The sequence below is a fragment of the Burkholderia sp. MSMB1459WGS genome, assembly GCF_001534535.1.
In the GTDB taxonomy this organism is placed as follows: Bacteria; Pseudomonadota; Gammaproteobacteria; order Burkholderiales; family Burkholderiaceae; genus Burkholderia.
The window spans coordinates 78,117-89,431 of the sequence record NZ_LPMU01000003.1; the positions used below are offsets into that span (position 1 = coordinate 78,117).

Annotated in this window: 12 protein-coding genes; 6 read left to right on the top strand and 6 right to left on the bottom strand. The window is 67.1% G+C overall.

What is annotated here, in order from left to right:
- Positions 1-107: 107 nt before the first annotated feature.
- The 4 genes from WT97_RS01145 to WT97_RS01160 form a co-directional block, all read right to left on the bottom strand.
- Complete coding sequence (locus WT97_RS01145) at positions 108-893, bottom strand: lytic transglycosylase domain-containing protein (protein WP_060352654.1); 786 nt, start codon at positions 891-893, stop codon at positions 108-110.
- Positions 890-1,564, bottom strand: a complete 675-nt coding sequence (gene sctR / locus WT97_RS01150; RefSeq protein ID WP_059502619.1) for a type III secretion system export apparatus subunit SctR — start codon at positions 1,562-1,564, stop codon at positions 890-892. Before sctR ends, WT97_RS01145 begins: the two co-directional genes overlap by 4 nt.
- A 3-nt stretch (positions 1,565-1,567) precedes the next feature.
- The gene (gene sctQ / locus WT97_RS01155) at positions 1,568-2,719 is read right to left on the bottom strand and encodes a type III secretion system cytoplasmic ring protein SctQ (protein ID WP_059793354.1); all 1,152 of its coding nucleotides are present in this window, start codon (positions 2,717-2,719) and stop codon (positions 1,568-1,570) included.
- Positions 2,720-3,121: 402 nt separating this feature from the next.
- Positions 3,122-3,520, bottom strand: coding sequence for a winged helix-turn-helix domain-containing protein (locus WT97_RS01160; RefSeq protein WP_059502623.1), 399 nt, complete (start codon positions 3,518-3,520; stop codon positions 3,122-3,124).
- 411 nt (positions 3,521-3,931) lie between these two features.
- Between WT97_RS01160 and WT97_RS01165 the strand changes: the two genes are divergently transcribed.
- A complete protein-coding gene (locus tag WT97_RS01165) occupies positions 3,932-4,117 on the top strand; it encodes a hypothetical protein (protein WP_060352655.1) in 186 nt (61 codons plus the stop codon).
- 137 nt (positions 4,118-4,254) lie between these two features.
- Here the strand turns inward: WT97_RS01165 and WT97_RS01170 are convergent, their stop codons facing one another.
- Positions 4,255-6,465, bottom strand: a complete 2,211-nt coding sequence (locus WT97_RS01170) for a xanthine dehydrogenase family protein molybdopterin-binding subunit (protein WP_060352656.1) — start codon at positions 6,463-6,465, stop codon at positions 4,255-4,257.
- 2 nt (positions 6,466-6,467) lie between these two features.
- Complete coding sequence (locus WT97_RS01175) at positions 6,468-6,929, bottom strand: (2Fe-2S)-binding protein (protein ID WP_006480868.1); 462 nt, start codon at positions 6,927-6,929, stop codon at positions 6,468-6,470.
- 180 nt (positions 6,930-7,109) lie between these two features.
- Between WT97_RS01175 and WT97_RS01180 the strand changes: the two genes are divergently transcribed.
- The 5 genes from WT97_RS01180 to WT97_RS31955 all read left to right on the top strand — a co-directional run bounded on the left by WT97_RS01180 (position 7,110) and on the right by WT97_RS31955 (position 11,272).
- The gene (locus WT97_RS01180; protein ID WP_034204444.1) at positions 7,110-8,033 is read left to right on the top strand and encodes an AraC family transcriptional regulator; all 924 of its coding nucleotides are present in this window, start codon (positions 7,110-7,112) and stop codon (positions 8,031-8,033) included.
- 358 nt (positions 8,034-8,391) lie between these two features.
- Positions 8,392-8,547 carry a hypothetical protein gene (locus WT97_RS34460; RefSeq protein ID WP_179949739.1) on the top strand — a complete coding sequence of 52 codons (156 nt, stop codon included), beginning with the start codon at positions 8,392-8,394 and terminating at the stop codon, positions 8,545-8,547.
- A 1,345-nt stretch (positions 8,548-9,892) separates the two neighbouring features.
- Complete coding sequence (locus WT97_RS01185; RefSeq protein ID WP_059793470.1) at positions 9,893-10,216, top strand: hypothetical protein; 324 nt, start codon at positions 9,893-9,895, stop codon at positions 10,214-10,216.
- A 111-nt stretch (positions 10,217-10,327) separates the two neighbouring features.
- Entirely contained in the window at positions 10,328-10,918 is a 591-nt protein-coding gene (locus tag WT97_RS01190; protein WP_060352657.1) for a hypothetical protein, read from the top strand.
- Between the two features lie 72 nt (positions 10,919-10,990).
- On the top strand, positions 10,991-11,272 hold the full coding sequence (locus tag WT97_RS31955) for a hypothetical protein (protein WP_060034697.1): 282 nt from the start codon (positions 10,991-10,993) through the stop codon (positions 11,270-11,272).
- Positions 11,273-11,315: the final 43 nt, after the last annotated feature.

Genomic DNA, 11,315 nt, shown 5'->3' on the forward strand with positions numbered 1-11,315 from the left:
CGCGATGACGCAGCGCGTTTCGTAGCGCGACGCCGATGCGCGCGCGCCGCCGGGGCGGCGCTACGAACGGCGGTGAAGTGGAGCGGGCGCGGTGGGGGCGGGCCGACTTACTGATCGAGACACCGCACGCAGAGCCGCTTCGCCTGGTTCGCCGGCAGCCCGCGGCACATCATCAGCACCGGGCGCGCATGGCACGACGGCGCATCCGCGGACGCGGCGGCCGACGGCAGGCGGCGCGCGCGTTCGGGCGGCGTCGCGGCGGCCGCGGCCATGCGCCGCTGGCGCGCGGGCGGCGGCGTGTCGGTCACGACGGGAATCGGTTCGACGCCGCCTTCGCGCGCATTGCGCTGCGCGCTCGCGACGACGCGGCTCACGTAGCCGCTCGAGAAGCCGGTCGTGAAGTTGCCGCTGTAGTAGCACGACAGCGCCGCGCGCAACGCGGCCTGCGTGGCGCGGCCGGTGCCCGACGAGCGCGCGAAGCATTCGGTCAGGATCGCGCCGCCGGCCTGCAGGTTGCGGCACGGCTCGAACATCGTCGCTTCGTCGAGCCCGTATTTCGCGAAATTGCGTTCGTTCACCTGCGCGAGGCCCACGCTGTAGCTGAAGCCGCGCGACGACAGTTCGCGCGCGGTCGCGCGCGCCTCGTCGAGCGACGTGGGCTGGCGCGTCAGGTGCCCGCCGACCACGCCGATCGCATACGGATTGAAACCCGACTCGGTGCGCACGAGTGCGGCGAGCGTCGCGGGATCGACGTTCGGCGCGCAGGCGCGCGCCAGTTGCGCGAAACCGGCGCCGCCGCCGGCCGCCTGCACGACGCGCGACGGCAGGCACGCGAGCGCGAGCATGGCCAGCGCGCACAGGCAGGCGGCGGTTCGCAGGCGGCGCGAGTTCATCCCGCCCCCGCCACGCGATACGACAGCACGAGCCCGTGCACGAGCAGCGACCAGCCGTCGAGCGCGACGAACAGCAGCAGCTTGAACGGCACCGAGATCGTCGTCGGCGAGATCATCTGCATCCCGAGCGCCAGCAGGATGTTCGCGACCAGCAGATCGACGACGATGAACACGATGTAGATCACGAAGCCGATCTGGAACGCCTTCGTCAGCTCGGCGAGCGTGAAGCTCGGCACCAGCACGAGCAGATCGTCGTCCTTGATGCCGTCCGCGCGATTCTTCGGCCAGACCGACGTCGCGGTCCGCACGAAGAATTCGCGGTCGCGCTGCCGCGTATGCGATACCAGGAAATCCTTGATCGGCGGTAGCGCCGCATCGGCGAGCACGCCGATGTCCGAGGTCGACAATTGCCCCGACGCATCGAAGTGGCGCGCCTGCAGCGCGTCGCGGATCGACATCCCGACGGGCGCCATGATGAACAGCGACAGGATCAGCGCGATGCCGTTCAGCACGAGGTTCGGCGGCACCTGCTGGATCCCGAGCGCGGAGCGCAACAGGCCGAGCACGACCACCAGCTTCGTGTAGCTCGTCACCATCAACGCCGCGAACGGCGCGATGCCGAGCGCGGCGATCACCGCGATCAGCGCGACCGGATTCGGCAGATTGCCCATCGTTCAGCGCTCGCGCGGCGCGGGTTGCGTCAGCGTGACGACGCGCACGCCGAGCTTCTGGCCGACCGCGATCAGATGGCCGGTGCCGATCAGCATCCCGTTCGCGACGAGATGGATCACGCTCTGGTTGATCCCTTGCTGCAGCTCGATCACGGCGCCCGGCTGCAGCGCGCTCAGCTCGCCCAGCGGCATCGACGTGGGCGGCAGCTCGAAGCGCAGGTCGACGGCGAGGCCGTCGAGCGAGCGCGGCGCGTCGGCGGGCGGCGCGTCGTGCGTCGTCGGCGGCGAGTCGGTGCGGGTCGGTTCCAAAGGCATCTCCCTGATTCGTTCGACGGTCAGCCGGTTGCCCGACGGCCGTCCGGTGATCTCCCACGCCGGCGCGGCCGGCAGACGCGCGACGCACAGCAGGTTCTGCTCGTGCGCCTGCCAGCGCTCGATCGCGATGATGTCGCCGCCGACGACATCGGCCAGCTCGGCCGTCGTCAGCTCGGTACGGCCGATCTCGAACACGAGCGGCACGGGCAGGCTCGCGTAGGCCGCGCGCGCGTCGGCGAGCGCGGCCGGGGCGGCCGCGAAGAACACGGCCAGCGCATCCGGCGCGTCGAACAGCAGCGCGCCGTGGCAGCGCCACGCGGCGTCGGCGCGCCGCAGCTCGAACCGCAGCGCGGCCGGCGATGCGTGCGAGGCCGGCGCGCCGGCCGGCGGCGGCAGCAGTTCCACGCGCTGCCGCGTCGCGGCCTGCAGCACCGCCGCGAGCGGCGCGCACAGGTCGGCGAGCAATGCCGCGCGGATCACGGCCGGGACCGCCGGGTCGGCTGCATCGCCGAGCCATTCGGTTTCCGCGATCGGGTCGATCCACAGCGTGCCGGCCGCCGGGCCGACGACGAAGCGGTACGCGTGCGCATCGGCGGCCGGCTCGGCGTCGACGCGCCAGCGCACCTCGTACGCGTGCTCGCCGAGCGTGACCGGGACGGCGCCGGTCGCACAGTACGCATGCGACAGCCCGCGCGCGGCGGCGGCGGACAGGCGCGGCAGGTAGGGCGACGCGTCGAGCGCGACCGCGGCCGGCGCGGCGGCGGGCGGCGGGGAAGCGGCGGGCATGGCCCGGTTCGCGGCGTCGCCGGCGTCGGCATTCGTCAGGAACAGCGCAGGCACGGCGGGATCGGGGCGGATTCGGCGTTGGTTCGACGGATTGTTCTGGGGCCGGCGGCGCCGAGGGGCGCGCGGCTGCTGCGTCGATTGTAGGGACGGCGCTGGCCGCGTGCCGCGCCGGAATCCGTAGTCGCGACCATCGCGCGCAGACGGCGGGAGCGGAGCGCTACGAAGCGCGATGAACGACGGCGAAGGGCGGTGGCGCGCGATGAAGCGGGGCGCTGCCACGGCGGGCGGTCAAAAGCAACCGCCGCCCGGAGGCGGCGGTTGGGGTGCGGCTGGCTGGCGGGCCGGGCGGCGTGCAGGCCGCGTCCGGCCGGCCGGTTGCGAGGTGCTGCGAATCCGCGCAGCGCGGTGGGGAAGCATTGCCGGCGCGCCGCGATCGGGCGGCGCGCGAGTGACGCGTTACGCGTAGTCGGCGGCCATCGACGGTTGCGGCGCCGTGCGCTGCATCGGCGCCGCGTCATGACGCTCGACGTGCGTCATCGCCGCACCGAACAGCACCAGGCGATAGCCGACCGCGTAGATCGGGATGATCCGCAGATTCTTGTCGTGTTCGAGCTGCAGCTTCGAACGGATCCGCGAGATATGGGTGTCGAGCGTGCGCGACGACACGCCGAGCTCGCGGCCCCACACGGCCTCCTGGATTGCCTGCCGCGGCACGATCTTGTTCATGTTGTCGAGCAGGAATTCGACGACGTCGAATTCGCGCGGCGTCACGTCGACGACCTTGTTGTCGATTTCGATCGTGCGGCGCACGAAGTTGATTTTTATATTGTCGATGTACAGGTATTTGCAATCCATGGTGGCCCTCGCATGTCCGTAAAGGAGTGTTTGCGAGCCTTGTGCTGCAACTTCCGGGCCAGGGGTGGATCGTCAGATGGTAATAACGGGCGATCGCGGCGCGGACGGCGCGGCAGCCTTGAATTTACAAGAATTTTTAACGGGAAGCCGCCGGGCGACCGATGAAAGGGTCGGACTGGCGCTGAAGGATTGTTACGTAGCATCGCGTCGCTACGTTACGGGGCGTTACGTCCGACGTAACGTGGGGAGGCCGGTAACACGCGCTCGACCGAGGTTGGCGGCAGGCTTCGGAAACCCTGCCTGGAACCCTACATCGGACCCGACATGTGTCAATGAAAACTCAATATGAATCAGTGACATACGCGATTCAATCGCCGACATCGAACCCTACATGGAACCGTACGAGGAAGCATGACGGCCGTCGCTACCTTCGAACCGTCGTTTCCCGAAGATAGCGTACTCGATCCGCTGCTCGGGCACGCCGCCGAGCGGGTCGATGCTTCGCGGCGGTGGCTTGCCGTCAGCGATACCCCGCTGGCCACCGCGCTCGTGCCGCAATTGCGTGCGATGAATTCTGTTTCCGAGGCTTTGGCCTGAAGTCGACCAAGCGTGAGCGACGCCGAGCCGCCCCATGTCATGCGGACTTTGGCCCGGATAAGCGGGGTGTTCTCGCGATGCATTGAAAAACGCCGGCCCCGGGGCATGCGTCGCCCGGCAGCCGGCGTCCCCGCATATCAGGCCTTCGCGCTATCCGCCGAATCGAACGGCAGCACGTAATGCCGCTTGCCGGTCGCCGCGAAGATCGCGTTCGCCACGGCCGGCCCGACCGGCGCGACGCCCGGCTCGCCGACCCCGGTCGGCGCTTCCGCCGACGGCACGATATGCACTTCGACCTTCGGCATCTCCGCCATCCGCAGCACGTGGTAGCCGTCGAAGTTGCGCTGCTCGACCTGGCCGTCCTTCAGCGTGATCGCGCTGTGCATCGCCGCGCCGAGCCCGAAACCGATGCCGCCCTCCATCTGCGCGGCGACGATGTCGGGATTGATCGCGATCCCGCAGTCGACCGCGCACACCACGCGCTCGACCTTCACCTTGCCGTCCGCGTCGACCGATACCTCGGCCACCTGCGCGACATAGCTCTTGAACGCCTCGGCCACCGCGATCCCGCGCCCGCGCCCCTTGGGCAGCGGCTTGGCCGGATCCCAGCCTGCCTTCTGCGCGGCCAGATCCAGCACCGCGCGCATGCGCGGCTCCTTCGCGAGCAGGTCGCGGCGGAACGCATACGGGTCCTTGCCGGCCGCGTGCGCGGCTTCGTCGATGAACGCCTCGACCGCGTAGGCCGTGTGCGAGCTGCCGACCACGCGCCACCACAGCACCGGCAGGCCGACCTGGGTCGTGGTGAGTTCGACCGACACGTTCGGCACCGCGTACGGCAGGTTCGCCGCGCCCTCGACCGACGTCGCGTCGATGCCGTTCTTGACCATGAACGCTTCGAATGGCGTGCCGGCGAGGATCGACTGGCCGACGATCCGGTGGCGCCAGCCCACCAGCCGGCCGTCCGCGGTCAGGCCCGCGTCGAGCTTGTGGAAGTACATCGGCCGGTAGAACCCGCCCTGGATGTCGTCCTCGCGCGTCCATTGCAGCTTGACGGGCTTGCCGTCCGCGCCGAGCGCCTTCGCGATCGACACGGCCTCGACCACGTAGTCCGACCACGCATTCGCGCGCCGGCCGAAGCTGCCGCCCGCATACAGCGTGTGAATCCGCACCTGTTCGGGTTTCAGCCCGGCCGTCCTGGCTGCGTTGCCCTGGTCGACCGTCTGGAACTGATCGCCGGCCCAGATCTCGCAGCTGTCCGCCGTCAGCTTGACGACCGCGTCGAGCGGCTCCATCGGCGCATGCGCGAGATACGGGAATTCGTACGTCGCGGCGATCTTGCGCGCCGCGCCGGCGATCGCCGCATCGGCATCGCCGTCCTTGCGCGCCGACGTGCCCGGCTTCTCGGCGAGTTGCCGGTATTCGCGCATGAGCTCGTCCGAGCCGCGCTTCTCCGCCTTCGTTTCGTCCCATTCGACCTTCAGCGCGTCGCGGCCCTGTTTCGCGGCCCAGAAGCCGGTCGCGACGACCGCGACGCCGCCCGGCACCTGCACGACCGACACGACGCCCGGCACGGCCTTCGCGGCCGTCGCGTCGAACGATTTCACCGTCGCGCCGAAGCGCGGCGGCCGCTGCAGCAGCGCGACGCGCATGCCGGGGAACGTCGTGTCGAGCGTGAAATGCGCGGTGCCGTTCGATTTCGACGACGCGTCGACGCGTGGAATCCGGTGCCCGATCAGCTTGAAATCGGCCGGCTGCTTCAGCGTGACCTTGTCGGGCACGGGCAGCTTCGACGCATCGGCGACGAGCGTGCCGTACGCGGCCGTCTTGCCGCTCTTCGCGTGCGTGACGACGCCGTCGGCGGTGGTCAGCTCGGCGGCCGGCACCTTCCAGCGGGCTGCCGCGGCCGACACGAGCATCGCGCGCGCCTTGCCGCCCGCTTCGCGCAGTTGCTGCCACGAGTTCGACATGGCCGAACTGCCGCCCGTGCCCTGCATCGTGCCGAACGCGAGGTTCGCGTAGCGCTTCGCATCGGCCGGCGCGCTTTCGACGCGCACGCTCGACCAGTCGGCGTCGAGCTCCTCGGCGACGATCGTCGCGATGCCCGTATACGCGCCCTGGCCCATTTCGACGTGCTTCGCGATCACCGTGACGGCGCCGTCGGGCGTGATGCGCAGGAATGCGTTCGGCGCGAAATCGCCGGCCGGCGCGGTCGCGGCGAGCGCGCGGCGGCCGAGGCCGGCCCAGTCGAAGCCGATGGTCAGGCTGACGGCGGCGGCTGCTCCCGCGGCCTTCAGGAACGTGCGGCGCGACGGGCGCACCGAATCGGTGTGGTCGAGTTCGATCGTCATGGTCAGGCTCCCAGCGTCGCGGCTGCGTCATGGATCGCGGCCCGGATGCGGGCGTAGGTCGCACAGCGGCAGAGGTTGCCGTTCATCGCGGCGTCGATGTCCGCGTCGGTCGGCTTCGGATTCTGTTCGAGCAAGGCGGTGGCCGACATGATCTGGCCGGACTGGCAATAGCCGCATTGCGGCACCTGCAGCTTGACCCACGCGGCCTGCACGGCCTGCGCGGGCTTGCTCTGCAGGCCTTCGATCGTCGTGACGTGCTTGCCCGCGATGCCGGCGAGCGGCAGCACGCACGAGCGGACGGCCTGGCCTTCGAGATGCACGGTGCACGCGCCGCACTGCGCCATGCCGCAGCCGAATTTCGTGCCGGTCAGTCCCGCGTGTTCGCGAATCGCCCAGAGGACGGGCATCGACGGATCGGCGTCGAGCGTGACGTTCTTGCCGTTCAGGACAAACGAGGTAGGCATTTTTGATTGTCTCCGTGGGGAAAACCCGGCGTGGGCCGGATTAGCGCGAGTGTGCGCGAGCAGCCGGTTTTTGCGTCTACCCAATCCTGCAAATTTATTGAACAATCCTGCAAATCCCCTGCACGCCGCGAGCCGTTTCGCTATGCTCGCGCGACACGGGAAATCATTCGAGGATGCGTCATGGACATGACCGATATCGTGGCGTCGCGCGAATCCGGGCGGCGCGAGCTGGCGTCGCTGATCGGCCGTTTCGCGCCGGCGGACGGCTCGCACTCGACGGCCGTGCCGGGCCTGATGCTGCATCGGCACACGCGGCCGGTCGATCTCGGCTGCGGCGTGTCGCGCGCCGCGCTGGTGATCGCCGCGCAGGGCGCGAAACGCGTGATCGTGGCCGGCCACGCCTACGAATACGACGCGCACAATTGCCTGATTACGTCGATCGACTTGCCGATCCTCTCGCGCGTGACGCGTGCGTCGGCGGAAGAGCCGTACTTGTGCCTGTCGCTGACGCTCGATCCGCAGCGCATCGTCGAACTGGCGGCCGAGATGCGGCTGCCCGAGCCCGACGCGGGCCCGGAAGGCGAAGGGATCGCGCTCGCGGAGCTGACGCCGCCGCTGCTCGATGCGGCGTTGCGGCTGCTGCGGCTGCTCGATACACCGGCCGACATCGCGGTCGTCGCGCCGCTGATCGAGAAGGAAGTGCTGTACCGGCTGATGACGAGCGGACAGGGCACGCGGCTGCGGCACATGGCGATCGCCGGCAGCCAGACGCACCGGATCGCGCGTGCGATCGAATGGATCCGCGATCACTTCGCGGAGCCGATGCGCGTCGAGTCGCTCGCGCAGGCGGTCAACATGAGCGTGTCGTCGCTGCACCATCATTTCAAGCACGTGACGACGCTGAGCCCGCTGCAGTACCAGAAGCAGTTGCGACTGCACGAGGCGCGACGGCTGTTGTTGCGGCAGGGCGGCGACGTCGGGTCGGTGGCGGCCGTCGTCGGCTACGAAAGCGCGTCGCAGTTCAGCCGCGAATACAGCCGGCTGTTCGGCGCGCCGCCGATGCGCGACGTCGTGCATCTGCGCAAGAAGGAACTGCTCGGCTGACGGGCGGCCGGCCGGTCGCCGATCGGCATGTCGCGATGACGGCGCGTTGCGCTCGAGGATATCGGCCGCGACGCGCGGCCCGCCGCGGATCGCGTCGCAATGGTCGGGCGAGAGATCATCGTATGCGACACGGCTCGTGTTCCGCTTTCGCGAGCGTCTTGCACGGATGGCTGCCGATATAGCCCGTTCCCCCTGTCGCGAGCACCTTCATGCGACCGCGCCGGCGATGTCGACGAAGCGTCGCGACAGGCGCTCCGGTTTCGCCGACAACCCCGTTGATGCTTGAACGACGCAAGCATCGATCTATCGATAGTGGTCTTCATCGCCTTTGTTTCAGTGATGAGAATCCTGCGGATAAATGCTCGAAAACGTTTCTTCAATGAGTCGCTCGCCAATGGCTGGTCGACTGGAAATGAAAAATGATGGCCCGTTTTTATCGGGATCGAGCGTTTACATTTGTTTTAATTATTACGCCCGCAGCGTGCCGGATGGCGAAGGTTTTTTCACCGCATGATCGTGTGGGTATTTTCACGGATGAATCAAATCCGTTTCGTATTTCGGACGGAACCCGTGTTCCGGCCGTGTCGCCGGCCGCGCGGCGCGGGGCATCGAGCGGCCGGCCCGCCATTCGCCGGGGGTAATGGACGGTTGCCGGCCTGCCGCAACACACGGTTCGTCAGCAGAAACGCGCGAAACGCGGGCCATGCATCGAGAGCGGGCTCTCAAATTTGCAACAACCGTCCGCAGGGACGTCCGGCGAGCCTCGGTGCGCCGGATTCGTCCGTCAAATCAAGGCATTGCGTCGCGGTGTTCAATGATCGCCGCCGCGCGGGTGCCGTTATCGCGATACATTCGTGAAACGAAAAATGCCGTTCCTGGCGAAATGGGCGGGGCTGGCGGCCACATGCCGCGCGCAATGCGCAGTGGAATATCGCATGGCATGCGGCTTGCGAGATTGGACGCACCGGCGAGCGGTCGACACGATGCAACAATGATGTGGGGGCGGCCAGTTCGTCACGAGCCAGTCGGGGAAGCGGCGATGAACACTATAAGCAGTGGCTTGATCCGCGCGTTTCTCGCGCACCATAGGGGTAGTCGGATCGATGGGGGTAGCGCTTGCGACGCAGTGCCAGCGTCGGTGGTTGCGCCTTGCCGATTTCCCGCCCTCCGCGCGCGTCGCGTGCTGGAGCGGTTGCCGTTTCGCGCGACAACCCGGCGACAGCGATACTCGACTTCATTCGGTGTTTCCGGATGGGGTGCGCTGTTCGTGCCGGACAGCGTGGCGCCGATTCCTCTTCAACCGTGCAGAGCCGTTTCGATCGCGCCGGGCCAGTGCCGGCGCGGGCCGGACTAGATCGAATGCGCGTCGGCCGGGTTATCCGGAAGGCCTTTCTCCGTCAGCTCAGGGAGCGGACATGCCGTCTGGTTGCAATGCAGGCCCGTCGTCGCCTGGCTGAAGGGCGCGTGCCGAGCGGGCGCTGCAATTTTTCGGTAGTCGATACGTTCGCTAATTTTCAATTCCGGAAATGGGTGCCGGTGCCGGTATCTGTTTTACACAAGGTATTGAAAATCGCAATCCGGAAAGATGTGCGCGTCATTTAGGTAAATTTAATCAATGGTGTTTTGAGTTAATCTCAATGTTCATAAAAATAATTGAAAACACCTACTCATAGATTTTGGACAACTTAAAAACATAAAACTAGACTTCGGCTGGCCAAAAATAAAAAGAAAATTTTACGAGCCTGAAATAATTTCTCTATTCGATAGCAATCCTTATTTTTAAGGATTGCTCGAGGCGGGAAGGTCGATGGCGTGCGATCTTCCATGCTCATTCTCTCCACGCCGTTATGGAGTCGACCATGAAGAAGCTTCTGATTGCAGCAGCAGTTCTGGCGGTTTCGGGTGCAGCGTTTGCAGCGAGCGGCACGATCTCGAGCAGCAACTCGTCGAGCGGTGGCCAGACGATGGCCGGGGTCGCCGGGTTCGGCCACTTCACCGCAACCGATTCCGGCTCGGCACTCGGCGCAGCCGGCGCAATGGCCGGTGGCGGCAGCAGCGGTTCGGTCTCGTACACGAACCACACGCAAACGTCGACGGTCGGCGGCTTCGGCTTCGGCGGCGCACAAGCAGGCGGCAGCAGCGGCGCAAACGCGGGCTCGACCGGCTGGACGTATCACCACTAAGCCGCGACGCGTAGCGTTCGTCATTGGCTGGCGGCACGGATGCCGGGTTTCGTCCCGCAAGGGCAGGCCCGGCTCCGCCACCGTCGAACTTCCTCACAGCAAGGAATTGCTATGAAAGCCAAAGTCATGTTAGCGACAGCGCTCACCGTCATTTCGTCCGCTGCGTTGGCGGCCGGATCGTCCACGACCAACCAGACGCAGTCCGTTGCGGCGGGTGTTTCCGGTTCGGTGCTGGTCGGCTCCGGCAGCTATACCAGCAATTCGACCTCGACGGCCGGCGCGAATGCAGGCAGCACCGTGACACCCGCCGGCTCCGCCGGCACGGCGTCCGCTTTTCACAACTCGACTTCGACGGCCAGCGGTTCGGGCACGAACGGGGGCGCGTTCGCGGCAGGTGGCGGTATCGGCGCCGCGGGCTCGTTCGCCGGAAACGGCAGCACGAACGAGAACGCGAATGCGCTGTCGGGAGGGGTGACCGCCACGATCGTACTCGGTGCGAACCACTACACGGCCACGGGCGCGAACGACCACGGCATTGCCAACGCGGGTGCCGCGGGGTGGACGGGCGGTGGCGGGTCGGGCGCCATCGCGGGCTCGAATCACTACAACTCGTCGAGCGTGTGGAGTACCGGGCCGGCCGGTTCGCCGTCCGCGTCGGGCGGAAGCCAGGGCAACTCGAGCGCGACCGGGAGCAGTCATTAGTCAGGTGTGGGGGGACCAGTTTCCCAGCGACGCTGGTCTCTTTTCCGCATCGTTGTCACGTAAGGAGTTGGCATGAAGCAGAACCTGATTGCCGCCGCTCTGATGCTCGCGTCTCTGACGGCGTATGGCGCTGACCGTGCTGCCGATGGTGGGCAATCGAATATGCAGACGTCAAACAACCCTTCTCAGACAACCAAACCGTCAGAACAACAAACGCTTTCGTCGGGCAGTGCCATCGGCGGACCGGACACCCGGCAATGGCAGGGCATGTCGGCCGGCTCGTGGTCCCAGCTGGGCAGCGGCTGGAAGCAGTTCGGGGAAGCAGCGAAAACTGAAGGCATTCAGGGGAATTAGTACGGTTGACTGGGTGGGAGGTCAAACCTCGTCCGGAGAGTGA